Source organism: Streptomyces sp. NRRL F-5135 (assembly GCF_000719775.1).
GTDB classification, from domain to species: domain Bacteria; phylum Actinomycetota; class Actinomycetes; order Streptomycetales; family Streptomycetaceae; genus Streptomyces; species Streptomyces hebeiensis.
Genome location: NZ_JOHR01000013.1, coordinates 177,532 through 194,365 on the forward strand (window position 1 = coordinate 177,532; position 16,834 = coordinate 194,365).

14 protein-coding genes and 1 pseudogene are annotated in these 16,834 nt (G+C 70.4%); 5 read left to right on the forward strand and 10 right to left on the reverse strand.

The annotated features are described in order from the left end of the window. Positions 1-492 precede the first annotated feature (492 nt). Both IG02_RS0123175 and IG02_RS0123180 read right to left on the reverse strand, forming a co-directional pair. A complete protein-coding gene (locus IG02_RS0123175; RefSeq protein ID WP_063756836.1) occupies positions 493-1,566 on the reverse strand; it encodes a hypothetical protein in 1,074 nt (357 codons plus the stop codon). Between the two features lie 214 nt (positions 1,567-1,780). Beyond that, a complete protein-coding gene (locus IG02_RS0123180) occupies positions 1,781-2,260 on the reverse strand; it encodes an ATP-binding protein (RefSeq protein ID WP_037803970.1) in 480 nt (159 codons plus the stop codon). Between the two features lie 161 nt (positions 2,261-2,421). On the opposite strand from IG02_RS0123180, the gene IG02_RS0123185 reads away from it, so the two are divergent. Together IG02_RS0123185 and IG02_RS0123190 are read left to right on the forward strand one after the other, a co-directional pair. After that, positions 2,422-3,315, forward strand: coding sequence for a helix-turn-helix domain-containing protein (locus IG02_RS0123185; protein ID WP_030751399.1), 894 nt, complete (start codon positions 2,422-2,424; stop codon positions 3,313-3,315). Continuing rightward, positions 3,312-3,521: a DUF397 domain-containing protein gene (locus IG02_RS0123190; RefSeq protein WP_030751401.1), complete on the forward strand. Its 210-nt coding sequence runs from the start codon at positions 3,312-3,314 to the stop codon at positions 3,519-3,521. Before IG02_RS0123185 ends, IG02_RS0123190 begins: the two co-directional genes overlap by 4 nt. 93 nt (positions 3,522-3,614) lie before the next feature. On the opposite strand, the gene IG02_RS0123195 is transcribed toward IG02_RS0123190, so the two are convergent. After that, positions 3,615-4,151, reverse strand: a complete 537-nt coding sequence (locus IG02_RS0123195) for a YbjN domain-containing protein (RefSeq protein ID WP_030751403.1) — start codon at positions 4,149-4,151, stop codon at positions 3,615-3,617. A 137-nt stretch (positions 4,152-4,288) separates the two neighbouring features. Continuing rightward, positions 4,289-6,931, reverse strand: a complete 2,643-nt coding sequence (gene clpB, locus IG02_RS0123200) for an ATP-dependent chaperone ClpB (protein ID WP_051765562.1) — start codon at positions 6,929-6,931, stop codon at positions 4,289-4,291. Positions 6,932-7,135: 204 nt separating this feature from the next. On the opposite strand from clpB, the gene IG02_RS36830 reads away from it, so the two are divergent. After that, positions 7,136-7,681 carry a pyridoxamine 5'-phosphate oxidase family protein gene (locus IG02_RS36830; protein ID WP_078854738.1) on the forward strand — a complete coding sequence of 182 codons (546 nt, stop codon included), beginning with the start codon at positions 7,136-7,138 and terminating at the stop codon, positions 7,679-7,681. A gap of 214 nt (positions 7,682-7,895) precedes the next feature. On the opposite strand, the gene IG02_RS0123210 is transcribed toward IG02_RS36830, so the two are convergent. Beyond that, complete coding sequence (locus IG02_RS0123210) at positions 7,896-8,216, reverse strand: hypothetical protein (protein WP_030751410.1); 321 nt, start codon at positions 8,214-8,216, stop codon at positions 7,896-7,898. Next, the gene (locus IG02_RS0123215) at positions 8,213-8,494 is read right to left on the reverse strand and encodes a hypothetical protein (protein WP_030751412.1); all 282 of its coding nucleotides are present in this window, start codon (positions 8,492-8,494) and stop codon (positions 8,213-8,215) included. The genes IG02_RS0123210 and IG02_RS0123215 overlap by 4 nt, the downstream gene beginning before the upstream one ends. 102 nt (positions 8,495-8,596) lie before the next feature. Between IG02_RS0123215 and IG02_RS0123220 the strand changes: the two genes are divergently transcribed. Then, positions 8,597-9,607, forward strand: coding sequence for a helix-turn-helix transcriptional regulator (locus IG02_RS0123220; RefSeq protein WP_078854739.1), 1,011 nt, complete (start codon positions 8,597-8,599; stop codon positions 9,605-9,607). 262 nt (positions 9,608-9,869) lie between these two features. Here IG02_RS0123220 and IG02_RS0123225 read toward each other — a convergent pair whose 3' ends face one another. From IG02_RS0123225 to IG02_RS36835, 4 genes and pseudogenes are all read right to left on the reverse strand, one after another. Then, on the reverse strand, positions 9,870-10,346 hold the full coding sequence (locus IG02_RS0123225; RefSeq protein ID WP_030751418.1) for a heat shock protein transcriptional repressor HspR: 477 nt from the start codon (positions 10,344-10,346) through the stop codon (positions 9,870-9,872). A 4-nt stretch (positions 10,347-10,350) separates the two neighbouring features. After that, positions 10,351-11,532 (reverse strand): molecular chaperone DnaJ, encoded by a 1,182-nt coding sequence (gene dnaJ / locus IG02_RS0123230; protein WP_030751421.1) that lies wholly within the window; start codon positions 11,530-11,532, stop codon positions 10,351-10,353. A gap of 78 nt (positions 11,533-11,610) precedes the next feature. After that, the gene (grpE, locus tag IG02_RS0123235; protein ID WP_030751424.1) at positions 11,611-12,273 is read right to left on the reverse strand and encodes a nucleotide exchange factor GrpE; all 663 of its coding nucleotides are present in this window, start codon (positions 12,271-12,273) and stop codon (positions 11,611-11,613) included. After that, positions 12,270-13,911 (reverse strand): annotated as a pseudogene (locus IG02_RS36835) (Hsp70 family protein). Before IG02_RS36835 ends, grpE begins: the two are co-directional and overlap by 4 nt. Before the next feature lie 371 nt (positions 13,912-14,282). On the opposite strand from IG02_RS36835, the gene IG02_RS0123245 reads away from it, so the two are divergent. Then, positions 14,283-16,601, forward strand: coding sequence for a (Fe-S)-binding protein (locus IG02_RS0123245; protein WP_030751427.1), 2,319 nt, complete (start codon positions 14,283-14,285; stop codon positions 16,599-16,601). Positions 16,602-16,834 lie beyond the last annotated feature (233 nt).

Below are 16,834 nucleotides of genomic sequence, written 5' to 3' on the forward strand. Positions count from 1 at the left end.
GGTATTCCGGCGACCGCTCCTGCCGCACACACGCCCCTCATCGTCGAACCGTCGGTTCATCCGATCAGCCCAACGAGGGGGCCCGGCGGCAGGAAACGGTGACCACGCCGCAGAACCCGTCCACACGTCACGCGCTCCCCGGGGAGGACGCCCCGGTCGCCCGGACCGGCACTTCGTGGTGCCGCTCCGGCAGCAGCCGGATCAGCCGGACGACGAGAGTCGGCCTCCGCTCCTCGTGACGGCCCATCTGAGGACGCCCTCCCCTCGTGGCCGCAGCGCGTCCGACGTCCGCTCGGAGCGGCGGACCAGTTCGCGCGGGGGTCCCGGCTGAGGCACCGGCGGGCTACCCGTGCCGGCAAGGCCGGCGACATACCGGGGCGGCCTTACCTGAGAGCGGCTCACATCCCGCTCATGGGCGGCTCGTCCAGGACGGCGGGGACGTGATGTCGCGAACGCGGGAAACGAAGGTCCTCTTCATGGGTGGGAGACAGCTCAGAGATCGTCCGGGTGCGGTGTTCGGGACCGGTCCCGGAGGGGAGCGGCCGCCGAGGGCACGGTCGCGCGGCACTCGGCGCAGTGGCTGCCGGGTTCCGGGGAGCGGAAGGCGCGGTCGCAGCCGTCGCATGTCTGAAGGGGGTGCACGATCGGTGGCAGGGCGGCGGGGGCACGGAACGGGGGCGGGGGCGGCAGCTTCGCGGTCAGGCGGTGGGCCAGCAGGGCGGCCGGGCGGCGCGGGCCCTCCGGCGGCAGATCGCTGATCAGGGCGTGCGTTACGGCGGCGGGCGGTACGTCGCGCTCCAGCCAGGCGGCGACGCCGGGGGCCAGGTGGGCGGTGTCGCAGGCGGAGAGGAGAAGGCGTGGGTCGTGGACGCGCAGATCGGTGAGCAGGTCCGTGGCCGCCTGGAGGAGGTCCGGGGCGGGGTAACCGGGCTGGGGTACGGCGGGCAGGGGGCGCTTCTTGCGGGGCGCGGGGCGCGCGGGCGGCGTGGGGTGCGTGGGCCGCGCGGGGCGCGCAGGCGGCGTGGGCCGCGTGGGCTCGGGGTGCGTGTCGGGGGTCGCGTGGCTCGCGTCCGGATCTGTCGCGTCCACGGTGCGCGCCGAACGCTCCTGTGGACGCAAGAGATCGGGGAGGGGTGAGGTGTCATGCCGCGCCGCCGCCGGCTGGTTGCAGGAGATCGTACGGGTGACGATGCGGCCGGCGGGGGTGCGTTCGCGGACGCGGCGCAGGTAGCCGTACGCCTCGAGTTCCCGTAACGCGGCGGCGATACGGGTGGCCCCCTCGGGGAAACGGTGGGCGAGTGTCTTGATGTCGACGCGGGCGCCCGGGGGCAGCGACTGGATGTGCACGCCGAGCCCGATGGCGAGCAGTGACAGCGCGTCGTGCTGGGCGAGGTGGTTGCCGATCACCGTGAAACGGGTGGTATGGCGGACGTTGTCGTGCACGACGCCGACGAGGCCCGCCGCCGACGGGCGAACACGGGGCCGCCGGTTCGCCCGTGAGTGGCGCGGGCCGTCGGCAACGGCTGACGAGGCGTGCGGGGGCACGCTAGTGTTTCGAGTATCCATTGGGAAGTGGCTGCTTCCTCGTGGTCAGGCCCTCGATCGGGACGCTACTCCCGGCCGGGGGCCGACGTATGTCTGCGGTGGTGTCGCGCTGAGCGTAAGGCAGTCGGGGGATACGAAATCCAGCCCAACCGGGGTAGTTCACCCGCCCGAGTGAGTGTGCCCGGGAGCGTGACGACGGGCGGGTGGGGTGGGGCTTGGTCGGGTTCTTTCCTCCTCACGTTCCTTGGGGAAGAGCGCCGGCGGCACCGGAGCCCGAGGAAACGGGTTCCGGTCGCGCGAGGCGCAGTTCGGCCCAGACGGTCTTGCGCGGGAACAGCCCCTCAGTAACCCCCCAGCGGTCGGCGAGCGCGTCCACGAGCAGCAGGCCGCGACCGGACTCGTCCCCCGGGGCGGGCCGCTGGAGCTCGGGCAGGCGTTCACCGCGCGTGTCCGTGACCTCGATACGGAGGACGTCACCGGTCACGTACAGCGTGAGCCGGAAGTCCCGCCCGGAGACGCGTCCGTGGGACGCGGCGTTGGCCGCCAGTTCCGCCACGAGGTGACGGGCGGGATCCGACGGGAGCCCCCAACTGCGGAGTTGGTCGTCCGCGAGCAGCCGGGCGAGACGGGCGCCCCGGGGCGTGGAGGAGAGCAGCACGCTGAAGGTGGGGGCGACGGGGTCGAGTTGGGCCGCGTTCTCGGCCTTTTCATGCATCACGTGACTGAGAGTGGCCGAATCCGCTTACCGTGATGAGTGACAAGGCGGTTGCGTACGGTCACTGTCCGGTGTTTGTCCGGTGCTGTCCTGCCTGTCCGCACGGTTCTCACGGGTAGGGCGAACGGCGCCGAGGGACGGCGCGGTACGAGGGAGGCGCGATGTCGGTGGACGACGGCGAGGCGGAAGGGCACGGGGCGGAGACGCGCGAGCCGGGTGACGAGCCGGGCTGGGAGGTGGACCCGGACGACGAGTGGGGCGTGGCCGTCCTCACCACGGTGGGACGCCAGTTGAAGCTACGGCGCGAGGCGACGGGGATGCGGGCCTCGGATTTCGGCAAGGCCGTCGGCTACGGCGAGGACATGGTGTTCAAGATCGAGGGCGGCAAGCGGATTCCCCGGCAGGAGTACCTGGACAAGGCCGACGAGGTGCTGCGGGCGGATGGGCTCATCTCGGCGACGTGGGAGGACGTGAAGAAGGTCCGGTACCCGAAGAAGGTTCGGGAGCTGGGGTGGCTGGAGGCCAAGGCGGTCGAGATCGGGGTGTACGTGTGCAACAGCATCAGCGGGTTGTTGCAGACACCGGATCACGCGCGAGCACTGTTCCAGGCCGCGCAGCCTGCGTACTCGCCGAACGATGTGGAACGCATGGTGGCCGCTCGCATGGCTCGGCAGTCGATCTTCGAACGGGACCCGGCACCCTCCATCAGTTTCGTCCTGGAAGAGGCGCCGCTGCAGCGGGAGGTCGGAGGCACAATGGTGTGGCGCCAGCAGCTCGAACGTCTGCTGGAGGTGGGACGGCTGCACAACGTCACGCTTCAGGTGATGCCGACGAAGAGTGATGCTCACCCTGGGGTGGACGGCAGGATTGAGATGCTGAAGTTCGAGGAGGGCACGGCGGTGGGGCGATCCGATGGTGAGTTCAACGGCCGACCGACCTCCGACCCGAAGCAACTGCGCATCATCGAGCTGCAATATGGCACCATCCGGGCGCAGGCTCTCACGCCTCGGGAGTCGCTGGCTTTCATCGAGCAACTACTGCTGGGAGAAACATGATCCGCAAGACCACTGCCGGGGACGCCTCCGGGCTGGCGTGGTTCAAGAGCAGCTACAGCGACGGCACCAACGGCAACTCCTGCGTCGAGGTCGCCACCACCCCCGGCACCGTGCACGTCCGCGACTCCAAGAACGTCGAAGGCCCCCGGCTCGCGCTCACCCCGAGCGCCTGGGCGGGCTTCGTCACGTACACCGCCGAAAGCTGACGCCTCAGCGCACCACCGCCCCCGCCGCCGTACGGAACGGTGGCGAGGGCGGCGGCAAGGTCCTGCGGGGGACGCCTCGGGAGAGGGCCCGGCTCAGATGTCCTCGGGCTTCTCGTCGCCCGGCTCCAGGCCGAGCTGCTCCACGAGCCACTTGTCGAACTCGATGGACGCCCGCACCCAGCTGACCGTGGACGCCACGAAGTGCTCCAGGCTGACGCCCGTGCCGATCAGCATCTGGGCCTCACCGATGATCCGGACGGTGGGCGGGCCGTCGCCCTCCTCGTGGATGTGGCTGTAGACCTTGGGCCAGAGCGTGCGGCGGTTCCAGTCGTCGATCGCGTCGAGGATCTTGGACTTGTCCTCGACGGGGTGCGGCCGGTCGTAGAACGTCCGCACGGAGAAGACCTGCTGGTCCCCTTCGCCACGGAACATGAAGTACGTGCGGAAGTCCTCCCACGGCGCCGCGAGGTCGCCCTCATCGTCGACGACGTACTTCAGCTCCATCTGGTCGAGCAGCTGCTTGACCAGGTCCTGGTCGGGGACGACGGGGCCCGCCGGTCCTTCCGCTCCTGCGCCCTGCTGCCGGGGCTGGCCCCCGAAATTCGGAATCGAGGACGGGTCGATGCTCACCGTGTTCTTCCCTTCGTACGGTTCCTGCCATCCTCCCCCATCGCTCCCGCCCCATGGCAAGCCCGCCCCGCCCGGATCCGCCCCGATCCGCCAGGAGCGGACAGGGCCGAGCGGACGGGACGGGCAGGAGGGGGTCCTCAGGGCTTCTTGTCGAACGACGGCCCGGTCCCCGTGGGCTCCGCTCCCGTCGGCTCCGGCGTCGCCGCGCCCACGATCAGGCCGTCCTCGAAGCGGTCCACCCGGACCGTGTCGCCGTCCCTGACCTCGCCCGAGAGGATCTCCTTCGCCAGCCGGTCGCCGATCGCCGTCTGCACCAGGCGGCGCAGCGGGCGGGCTCCGTAGGCCGGGTCGTTGCCCTCGTCGGCCAGCCAGTCCAGGGCCGCCGGGGTCACCTCCAGCGTCAGGCGGCGCTCCGCCAGGCGGCGGGCGAGGCGGTCGATCTGGAGGCGGGCGATGCGGGCCAGCTCGTCACGCGACAGGGCCGTGAAGACGACCATGTCGTCCAGGCGGTTCAGGAACTCCGGCTTGAAGGAGGCCCGGACCACCTCCAGCACCTGCTGCTTCTTCTGCTCGTCGGTCGTCGTCGGCTCGGCCAGGTACTGGCTGCCCAGGTTGGACGTCAGCACCAGGATGGTGTTGCGGAAGTCCACCGTCCGGCCCTGGCCGTCCGTGAGCCGGCCGTCGTCCAGGACCTGGAGCAGGACGTCGAAGACCTCGGGGTGGGCCTTCTCCACCTCGTCCAGCAGCACCACGCTGTACGGGCGGCGGCGCACGGCCTCCGTGAGCTGGCCGCCCTCCTCGTAGCCGACGTAGCCGGGCGGGGCGCCCACGAGCCGGGCCACCGAGTGCTTCTCGCCGTACTCGCTCATGTCGATGCGGACCATGGCCCGCTCGTCGTCGAAGAGGAAGTCCGCGAGCGCCTTGGCCAGCTCCGTCTTGCCGACGCCGGTCGGGCCGAGGAAGAGGAAGGAGCCGGTGGGCCGGTCGGGGTCGGCGATGCCCGCGCGGGTGCGCCGTACGGCGTCGGAGACGGCCCGTACCGCCTCGGTCTGGCCGATCAGCCGCTTGGCCAGCTCCTGCTCCATGCGCAGCAGCTTCTGCGTCTCGCCCTCCAGCAGCCGGCCGGCCGGGATGCCGGTCCAGGAGCCGACCACGTCCGCGATGTCGTCGGGGCCGACCTCCTCCTTGACCATCGTGTCCTTGGCGGCCTCCTCCTCGGCCGCCGCGGCCTCCTCCAGCTCCCGCTCCAGGCCGGGGATCTCCCCGTACAGCAGCTTGGAGGCGGTGTCGAAGTCGCCGTCGCGCTGTGCCCGCTCCGCCTGGCCGCGCAGGTCGTCCAGGCGTTCCTTGAGCTCACCGACGCGGTTGAGGCCCTGCTTCTCCTTCTCCCAGCGCGCGGTCAGGCCGCGCAGCTCCTCCTCGCGGTCCGCGAGGTCGCGGCGCAGCTTCTCCAGGCGCTCCTTGGAGGCCGCGTCGGACTCGTTGCGCAGGGCCAGCTCCTCCATGCGGAGCCGGTCCACGGAGCGCTGGAGCTCGTCGATCTCCAGCGGGGAGGAGTCGATCTCCATCCGGAGCCGGGAGGCGGCCTCGTCCACGAGGTCGATCGCCTTGTCGGGGAGGAAGCGGGAGGTGATGTAGCGGTCCGAGAGCGTGGCGGCGGCGACCAGGGCCGCGTCCGCGATCTGCACCTTGTGGTGGGCCTCGTAGCGGCCCTTGAGCCCGCGCAGGATCGCGATCGTGTCCTCGACGGTCGGCTCGGCGACCAGCACCTGCTGGAAGCGCCGCTCCAGGGCCGCGTCCTTCTCGATCCGCTCGCGGTACTCGTCCAGCGTCGTCGCGCCGACCATGCGCAGTTCGCCGCGCGCCAGCATCGGCTTGAGCATGTTGCCCGCGTCCATGGCCGAGTCGCCGCCGGCGCCCGCGCCGACGACGGTGTGCAGTTCGTCGATGAACGTGATGATCTGGCCGTCGCTCTCCTTGATCTCGGAGAGGACGGTCTTCAGGCGCTCCTCGAACTCGCCCCGGTACTTCGCGCCGGCCACCATCGCGCCGAGGTCCAGCGCCACCAGCCGCTTGTTCTTGAGCGACTCCGGCACGTCGCCCTTGACGATGCGCTGCGCGAGCCCCTCGACGACGGCGGTCTTGCCGACGCCCGGCTCGCCGATCAGCACGGGGTTGTTCTTCGTACGGCGCGAGAGCACCTGCACCACGCGGCGGATCTCCTGGTCCCGGCCGATGACCGGGTCGAGCCGGCCCTCGCGGGCGGCGGCCGTGAAGTCGGTGCCGAACTTCTCCAGGGCCTTGTACTGCCCCTCCGGGTCGGGGGTGGTCACCCGGCGCCCGCCGCGCGCCTTCTCGAACGCGGCCAGCAGGCTCTTGGCGTCCGCCCCCTGCCCGGCCAGCACGTCCCCGGCCTGGCCGCCCTTGGCCGCGACGCCGATCAGCAGGTGCTCGGTGGAGACGTAGTCGTCCCCGAGGTCCTTCGCCCGCTGTGAGGCGTCCGCGATGACGGCGAGCAGGTCGCGGTTGGCCTGCGGGGGCGCGACGGTGGACCCGGCCACGCTGGGCAGCGCGCCCAGCAGCCGCTCGGCGCCCGAGCGGACCGCCGCCTGGTCCGCCTCGACGGCGGCCAGCAGGTCCGTCACGTTCTCGTTGTCCTGGCCCGGCAGCAGCGCGAGCAGCAGGTGCGCGGGGGTCAGGTCGGGGTGCCCGGCCGCCACGGCCCGGTTGGTGGCCGCGTTGATCGCGTCCCGGCTCTTGTTGGTCAGCTCGGCGTCCACTGCGCTCTCTCCTCCTGGCGTCCTCACGTATGCGGCCCGCCCGCGCCCCGCACCTGCCGCGCGCGGGGCCCAGGCCCCGTGTCCGACTCCGGCTCTTTGACTCCTGCAACATACGTAAAGTTGAGTCTATTCCACTCAACACCGAAACTGCCCCCGCACGGTCGAATCCATGCCCGAACGCCCGAACGTCCTACGCTTCGACGCATGCCCACACCTACGCCCGAGGCGGCCCCCGCGCCCGCGCCGGCCGACGCAACCGCGTCCACGTCCGGAACGGCGCCGACACCCGCACCCGCACCGGCGCGCACTCCCGCGCACCATGACGTACGTAATCCCAGCCCCGATTTTCTCGCGTTCTGGCGCGAACACCATCTGTGCACCCTCACCACCGTGCGCGCGGACGGCACTCCGCACGTGGTCCCGGTGGGCGTGACGTACGACCCGGAGGCGGGGCTCGCGCGCGTCATCTCCGACGGGAACAGCCGGAAGGTCACCCACGTCCTGGCCGCCGGACCGGAGGGCGCGCGGGTCGCGGTCTGCCAGGTCGACCGGGCCCGCTGGGCGACGCTGGAGGGCCGCGCCACGGTCCGCCGGGAGCCGGAGGCGGTGGCGGACGCGGAACGCCGCTACGAGGAGCGCTACGGCCACCCTCCCCGGGTGAACCCGAACCGGGTCGTCATCGAGATCGCCCTGGACCGGGCGATGGGGCGCGGCTGGGCGCGAAAGCCGGCGGCGGAGGGAAACAGCTGAACGATGGAGTGACTGAGCACGGCCCGCCGGGCACCGTACGCACTCCCCGGCGCACCCGCGCGCCCGCCCGCCCGCATCCGCACCCGCACCCGCACCCGCACCCGCACCCGCACCCGCACCCGGACAGCACAGCGGCGCCATCGTGTTTCAGGTCCACGATGGCGCCGCTGTGTGGGGGAAGCGCCGGAGCGATTTACAACGACGGGGGAATCGCTCAGGCGCTGCGGGGGGTGGCGATGGTGGTTCTCGGTCCGACCAGCTGGTGGTCCCGCTGGTCGAGGTTAACGAAGATCATTCCGTATCGGATCGCGCACCGGACCGGCCGCGGTGCTCCCCGCGGCTTCCGGAGGCAGCGGTAGGCGCGGACGTCCTCGTCCTCTTCGCGTACGACGACGATCGGTTCTCCGAGCAGGGTGACCATCAACGAATCGCCACGGTGAGGAATGGCCGTGACCAAGTCGATGAAATGCCACCCGGATCGGTAGGCCGTCGCCATCTCGCGACGGAAGACCCGGTCGTCCGGCGGCACGGTCATGCGCCCGAGTCGGCCGGCGTGGTGTTCCAGCCGATGTCCCCCGGCGCGTTCCTGGGGGAGACGATCCAGCCAATGTCGCCGCCGTTCGTCGCGTCCGCGGCGGAGACCGCCCCGGCCTCGACGTTCCAGCCGATGTCACCACCCGACTCGACACCCTGCGCGACAGGTCCTGTTGGCTCGGCGTGCCAGCCGATGTCACCGCCAACGGTCAGCGCGCCGTAGGCCAGAGCCGCAGAGAAAGCGGTGGCGACCACCGCGCGAAGCATTCTCTTGTACATAGTCGGCTTCGTCCTCACTTGATGGATTCCTCTCCCCCGCCACCTAGACGATGTCTCACCCGGACACGTCAACACCACCAGGACGAGGCATCATGTTCCTGCATGTTCAGGACCCTGGGGGGTGGAGCTTTGACATCAAAAGACACAAATCAGACACATCCCCATGTCGTCACTGATCTGTGCGAGGACGGCAAGCACATTTACGCCAAAGCACTGAGGTCCGGGCGCATCGCCCGGGGGGAGGCCGCGGCGGCGCCCTGCCTCATGGAATTCCCGCTCCTCCACCCCGACCCTGATGACCCCGACTGGCTCCGGCCGGTTCCACCGTCCGCCGCACTCGCACAACGTCTTCACCCCGTCGAGCGCGAGATCCAGGAGCGCCGGCACTTCGCGGTGAAGCTGACGGACGCTTTTGAGCCGTTCATGACCATCAGCGCCCAGGACCCACCGACCACCCACGCCATCACGGTCCTGGAAGGCGACAGCAGAATCAACGCGGCGCTCGACCTGTCCACCGCCGAGTGCCGTACGGAGGTGCTCACCGTCCAGCCGGGCGGCGGCCGCAGCGCGCACGTGCTCGCCAGGGCCCTCGAACGGGGCCAGTCAGTGGTGGACCGGGGCGTCAGCATCCGGACGCTGTACCAGCACACCGTCCGGCACAGCCAGGGCACACTCGCCTACGCGGAACGGCTGGCCGAGAGCAAGGTCGAGATCCGGACGCTGGAAGAACTCATCGAGCGGCTGATCATCTTCGACCGCTCGGTCGCGTACATCCCGGCACGCTCCGACCGGCAGGTCGCCCTGGAGCTGCGGCACCCGGGCCTCGTCGACTACCTGGCCCAGGTCTTCGAGCACCTGTGGCGTCATGCCACCCCCCTGAACGAGGAAATCCCGTACGAGCCGGCCCCCTTCGGCATCACGGGCGTCCAGCGCTCCATCGCCAAGCTCCTGATCGAGGGGTTCGTGGACGAGGCCATCGCCCGCCGCCTGGGCATGAACGTACGGACCTGCCGCGCGCACATCGCCAAGCTCGCCACCGCCCTCGGCAGCGGCAGCCGCGCCCAACTCGGCTACCTCATCGCGCACTCGGGGATCCTGGACGACGACCACTGAGCCGACCGCCGTCCACGACCGGCCACCGACGAGCACACGGACCACGCCCGGCCCGAACGCACGCACGCACGCACGCACGCACGCACGCGGCAACGCGAGACGCCCGGACGGGGTCCCGTCCGGGCGTCTGTGCGCGTCTGTGCGCGTCTGTGCCGCGTCTCTACCGCGTCTGTGTGCCTCTGTACGCGCTTCCCGACGCAAAAGGACCCGCCGCGCCGCCGCGCCCCCTCGGCACGCGCACGTACGGCCCGGGCGCCTCGGCTCAGTCCGTCGGCCGCTTCGGCTTCGGCCGCCAGACCACCAGCGCGCTCGCCTGCTGCACGTCCTGGTACGGGACCAGGTCCCGCCGGTACGAGGCGTGCACCTGCGCCTCGCGCTGGCGCATCGCCGCCGCCGCGCCGTCCACGGCGGACGACAGCTCGGCGACCCGGGCCTGGAGCGCGGCGACCTGGTTCTCCAGCTCGATGATCCGCTTGATGCCGGCCAGGTTGATGCCCTCGTCCTGCGACAGCTGCTGCACCTGCCGGAGCAGCTCGATGTCACGGGCCGAGTAGCGGCGCCCCCGGCCCGCCGTACGGTCCGGGGAGACCAGCCCCAGGCGGTCGTACTGCCGGAGCGTCTGCGGGTGCAGCCCGGAGAGCTGCGCCGCCACCGAGATGACGTACACCGGCGTCTCCTCGGTCAGCTGGTACGACCTGTTGAACGATGCGGACTGCCGACGACGCCCGTCCCTGTCCATCGCGTCATGCTCCCTTCGCGGCCTGGAACAGCTCCGCCCGCGGGTTCTCGTCCGCGGTCGCCTTCCGGTATGCCTCCAGCGCGTCGCGTGCCTGCGCGCCGAGGTTCGTGGGGACGACGACCTCGACGGTGACCAGGAGGTCGCCGCGGGTTCCGTCCTTGCGGGCGGCACCCTTCCCCCGGGCCCGCATCGTACGGCCGTTGGGGGTGCCCGCGGGGAGCTTCAGGGTGACCGGCGGGCCGCCCAGCGTCGGCACCTTCACCTCGGCGCCGAGCGCGGCCTCCGTGAAGGTGACCGGCACGGTGACCGTCAGGTTGTCGCCCTTGCGGCCGAACACCGGGTGGGAGTCGACGTGCACGACCACGTACAGGTCGCCGGCCGGACCGCCGCGCTCGCCGGGCGCCCCCTTGCCGCGCAGCCGGATCCGCTGGCCGTCGCTGACGCCCGCCGGGATCCGGACCTGCATCGTCCGCGACGACTTCGCCCGGCCGCTGCCCTTGCAGACCTCGCACGGGTCCTGGGCGATCAGCCCGCGGCCCTTGCAGTCCACGCACGGGTCGGTCAGCGAGAAGCCGCCGCCCGTGCCGCGCGAGACCTGGCCGGTGCCCACACAGGTCGGGCAGACCCGCGGGGTGCCGTTCTTGTCGCCCGTGCCCGAACACGCCTTGCAGGGCGACTGGCTGGACATCCGCAGCGGGACCGTGGCCCCGTCGACCGCCTCGGTGAAGCTGAGCGTCACCTCGGACTCGATGTCCTGCCCACGGCGCGGCTGGGTGCGGGTCCCCGTGCCACCCCGGTTGAACAGGCCGCCGAACACGTCCCCGAGCCCGCCGCCGAAGCCGCCGGCGCCCGGACCACCCTGACCGCCCTGGCCGCCGCCGAAGAGGTCGCCCAGGTCGAAGTTGAACGAGCCGCCGCCCGCGCCCGGCCCCGGCCGGAATCCGCCGTTGCCGAAGAGCGCGCGCGCCTCGTCGTACTCCTTGCGGCGCTTCGGATCGCCGAGGATGTCGTTGGCCTCGGAGACCTCCTTGAAGCGCTCCTCGGCCCTGGCGTCACCCTTGTTGGCGTCCGGGTGGAACTCCCGGGCGAGCTTGCGGTACGCCTTCTTGATCTCGGCCTCGGTGGCGTCCTTGGGGACGCCGAGAACCTTGTAGTAGTCCTTCTCCACGAAGTCCTTGGTGCTCATTCCCGACGTCCCTCCTCTCCGCCCGCGACACCACCGTCACCGCGTCCACAACCGCGCCCGCACCCGTGTGCCGACGCGTCAGCCCTCTTCCGGGCCACCGCTCTCCTTGTCCTTGGCGGACCCGTCCTGCTCGTCCGCGCCCTTCGGCTGCGCCCCCGGCTGGGGCTCGGCCACCGCGACGCGTGCGGGCCTGATCGTCCGCTCGCCGAACCGATACCCGGGCTGGAGGATCGCGACGCACGTCGTCTCCGTGACGTCCGGCGCGTACGAGTGCATCAGCGCCTCGTGCACCGTCGGGTCGAAGGGCTCGCCCTCCGAACCGAACTGCTGGAGCCCCAGCTTGGCCGTGACCGCCTCCAGGGACTCGGCGACGGACTTGAAGCCGCCCACCAGTTCCTCGTGGTCCCGGGCCCGGCCGATGTCGTCGAGCACCGGCAGCAGCTCGGTCAGCAGGTTCGCGACCGCCATCTCCTTGACCGCGGCCCGGTCCCGCTCCACCCTGCGGCGGTAGTTCTGGTACTCGGCCTGCAGCCGCTGGAGGTCTGCCGTGCGCTCGTTGAGCGCCGTACGGACCTGGTCCAGCTGCGCTGTCAGGGCCACGTCCTGAACGTCCCCGGCCGGGGCCGACGGGCCCGGCTCCTTGGCGGAGTCCGGCCCTTCGGCGCCCTGCGCGGCGTCATCGGGGGTGGCGCCGGAGGGGACGTCGGGCTTCTCCTCGAAGCCCGGGGTCTCCTCGCTCACGCGGCACCGTCCTTCTTCGGCTTCTCGTCGTCGACGATCTCGGCGTCGACGACGTCGTCGTCGGCCTTGGCGCCGGCGCCGGCACCGGGAGCCGCGCCCTCGGCGCCGCCGGCCGCGCCCGCGGCCTGGGCGTCGGCGTACATGGCCTGGCCGAGCTTCTGCGAGACGGCCGCGACCTTCTCCGTGGCGGTCTTGATCTCGGCCGTGTCCTCGCCCTTGAGCTTCTCCTTCAGCTCGCCGACGGCGGTCTCGACCTCGGTCTTGACGTCACCCGGGACCTTGTCCTCGTTGTCCTTGAGGAACTTCTCCGTCTGGTAGACGAGCTGTTCGGCCTGGTTGCGCGTCTCGGCGGCCTCGCGGCGCTTGTGGTCCTCGTCCGCGTACTTCTCGGCCTCTTCGCGCATCCGCTGGACCTCGTCCTTCGGCAGCGAGGAGCCGCCGGTGACGGTCATCTTCTGCTCCTTGCCCGTGCCGAGGTCCTTCGCGGTCACGTGCATGATGCCGTTGGCGTCGATGTCGAAGGAGACCTCGATCTGCGGCACCCCGCGCGGGGCCGGCGGCAGACCGGTCAGCTCGAACATCCCGAGCTTCTTGTTGTACGCGGCGATCTCGCGCTCGCCCTGCCGGGTTGACGCCCTTGTTGGCCTCGCGGCCGCCGGTCAGCTCCTTGACGAGCTCCGCGACGGCGGGCATACGGGTCGAGCCGCCGACGAGCACCACGTGGTCGATCTCGGACAGCTGGATGCCGGCGTCCTTGATGACGTTGTGGAACGGCGTCTTGCAGCGGTCCAGCAGGTCCGCGGTCAGCTGCTGGAACTGCGAGCGGGTGATCTTCTCGTCCAGGTGCAGCGGGCCCTCGGCGGACGCCGTGATGTACGGCAGGTTGATCGTCGTCTCCGAGGAGGACGAGAGCTCGATCTTCGCCTTCTCGGACGCCTCGCGCAGCCGCTGGAGCGCCATCTTGTCCTTGGACAGGTCCACGCCGTTGCCGTTGGCGAACTGCTTCACCAGGTGGTCGACCAGGCGCTGGTCCCAGTCGTCACCACCGAGGTGGTTGTCACCGTTGGTGGCCTTCACCTCGACGACACCGTCGCCGATCTCCAGCAGCGAGACGTCGAACGTACCGCCACCGAGGTCGAAGACCAGGATGGTCTGGTCGTCCTTGTCGAGCCCGTAGGCCAGCGCGGCGGCCGTCGGCTCGTTGACGATGCGCAGGACGTTCAGGCCCGCGATCTCGCCGGCCTCCTTGGTGGCCTGGCGCTCCGAGTCGTTGAAGTACGCGGGGACGGTGATCACCGCGTCGGTGACCTTCTCGCCCAGGTACGACTCGGCGTCCCGCTTCAGCTTCTGCAGCACGAAGGCCGAGATCTGCTGCGGGTTGAAGTCCTTGCCGTCCAGGTTGATCTTCCAGTCGGTGCCCATGTGGCGCTTGACCGACCGGATGGTCCTGTCGACGTTGGTGACCGCCTGGCGCTTCGCGACCTCGCCGACGAGCACCTCGCCGTTCTTGGCGAAGGCGACGACGGACGGCGTGGTCCTGGCGCCCTCTGCGTTGGTGATGACGGTGGGCTCGCCGCCTTCGAGAACGCTGACGACGGAGTTAGTCGTGCCCAGGTCGATGCCGACCGCACGTGCCATTTCGATTCCTCCAGCTGACTTGAGTGGAACAGGCTCAAGGATGCATGACGGGGCAGCCGGAGTCAAAGGACCTGAGTCGATCAGACTCAATTAAAGTGCGCATAAGCGCGCCGGGCGCATGATGGACGGGAGCACGACGGAACGCGCGACGGAACGTACGACGGGACCACGACGGCAGCCCGACAGGACCACGAGGGGGCGCTCGCGGCACCGGAGGCGACTGGAGCGCCCAGCGACACAGATCACCGACCGTGGCACTACATTGCGGCCGGATAAGTGGGTAACCTCAGCACGACCCCATTAAGTTACCGCTTAGTAGAGCGCTCGACAGGGCGCACAGACCCCACCTCGCAGGCCCGAGGAGCCCTCCCATGCAACTCGCCGCGATCACCGTGTCGCTGGTTCTCGCCGTCGTCGGTGTGGCGTTGTTCGGCCGAGCCATCGCGCAGATCTACCACTTCGTGAAACTCGGACAGCCGGTTCCCGCGGGCTCCCGCACGGACGAGCCCGTACAGCGCACCGTGACCGTGGCCAAGGAGTTCCTCGGCCACACCCGGATGAACCGCTGGGGTGTCGTCGGCGTGGCGCACTGGTTCGTCGCGATCGGGTTCTTCTCGCTCGTCCTGACCCTCGTCAACGCCTTCGGACAGCTCTTCCGGGCCGACTGGCTGCTGCCGGTCATCGGTGACTGGACGCCGTACGAGGTCTTCGTCGAGCTGATCGGCCTGCTGACGACGCTCGGCATCCTGACGCTGATCGTCATCCGCCAGCTCTCGCTCCCCGGCCGCGCGGGCCGCAAGTCCCGCTTCGCCGGCTCCAACTTCGGCCAGGCGTACTTCGTCGAGGCCGTCATCCTGGTCATCGGCCTGGCGATCCTCCTCCTGCGCGGCCTGGAGGGCGCGCTGCACCACGTCGGCTCCTACGAGGCCGCCTATGTGGTCTCGTACCCGCTGGTGGCCGCCTTCAGGGGGCTCGACGCCGGGACGCTGCAGAACCTGGTCTACCTGGTCGCCATGATCAAGATCGGGACGTCCTTCGTCTGGATGATCACCGTCGCGCTCAAGACCGACATGGGCGTGGCCTGGCACCGCTTCCTGGCGTTCCCGAACATCTGGTTCAAGCGCGAGGCGGACGGCGGCACGGCCCTCGGCGCGCTCCGGCCGATGACCTCGAACGGCAAGGAGATCGACTTCGAGACGGTCTTCGACGACGAGGAGGGCGAGGAGGCCGTCTTCGGCGCCTCGCAGGTCGAGCACTTCTCCTGGAAGGGCATCCTCGACTTCTCCACGTGCACGGAGTGCGGCCGCTGCCAGTCGCAGTGCCCGGCCTGGAACACGGGCAAGCCGCTCTCCCCGAAGCTGCTGATCATGTCCCTGCGGGACCACGCGCACGCCAAGGCGCCGTACCTGCTGGCCGGCGGCGGGAAGACGGCGGAGGGCGAGGAGAAGGCGTCGGCCGAGCAGCTCGCCGACGTCCCCGCCACGGCCCTGGCCGAGGCCGAGCGCCCGCTGGTCGGCACGCTGGAGGAGAACGGCGTCATCGACCCGGACGTGCTGTGGTCGTGCACGACCTGCGGCGCGTGCGTCGAGCAGTGCCCGGTCGACATCGAACACGTCGACCACATCGTGGACATGCGCCGCTACCAGGTGATGATCGAGAGCTCCTTCCCGAGCGAGGCCGGGACGATGCTCAAGAACCTGGAGAAGAAGGGCAACCCCTGGGGCCTGGCCAAGAAGCAGCGCCTGGAGTGGACGAAGGAGCTGGCGAAGGACGTCGGCTTCGAGGTACCGGTCGTCGGCAAGGACGTCGAGGACCTGACCGAGGTCGACTACCTGTACTGGGTCGGCTGCGCGGGCGCGCTCGAGGACCGGGCGAAGAAGACCACCAAGGCGTTCGCCGAGCTCCTGCACATCGCCGGCGTGAAGTTCGCGATCATGGGCGGCGACGAGAAGTGCACGGGCGACTCGGCCCGGCGCCTGGGCAACGAGCCGCTGTTCCAGCAGCTCGGCCAGGAGAACGTGGCGATGCTGAACATGGCGTTCGGCGAGGACGATGACGACGCCGCCACCAAGAAGCCGAAGGCTTCGAAGAAGATCGTCGCGACCTGCCCGCACTGCTTCAACACCATCGCCAACGAGTACCCCCAGCTCGGCGGCGAGTACGAGGTCATCCACCACACCCAGCTGCTCCAGCACCTCGTGGACGAGGGGAAGCTGATCCCGGTCACCCCGGTCGAGGGTCTGATCACGTACCACGACCCGTGCTACCTGGGCCGCCACAACAAGGTCTACACCCCGCCGCGCGAGATCATCGCCAAGGTGCCGGGGCTCAGGAACGAGGAGATGCACCGCCACAAGGAACGCGGCTTCTGCTGCGGCGCGGGCGGCGCGCGGATGTGGATGGAGGAGCGGATCGGCAAGCGCGTCAACAACGAGCGCGTGGACGAGGCCCTTTCGCTCAACCCGGACATCGTCTCGACCGCCTGCCCGTTCTGCCTGGTGATGCTGACCGACTCCGTCAACGGCAAGAAGAACGATGGCGCGGCGAAGGAATCCCTCCAGGTCGTGGATGTGGCGCAGCTGCTGCTCGACTCGGTGAGGACCCCGGCCGACCCCTCCGGGACCGAGGAGCCCGAGAGCGCGTCGGACCCGGATCCGGACCCGGCGCCGCGGCCCGAACCGGTGAAGTAGCCGACGCGGCACCCCGCGTCGCGGTACGGCCGCGGTGCGAGGTGTCGTGCCGTGCGGCCGTACCGCGGCCGTACCGCGGCGTACCGCGCCCGTGTCACGCGCGCCTCGCTGAGGCATCATGTGGCGGCTGGTACCCGACAGGCGGGTGGGACGGACGGGTGGGACAGGTGGTCATGCGCGGAGAGATCGTGGCGAGAGCACTGAACAGGCCCCGTGCGGCAGGCGAGCGGGCC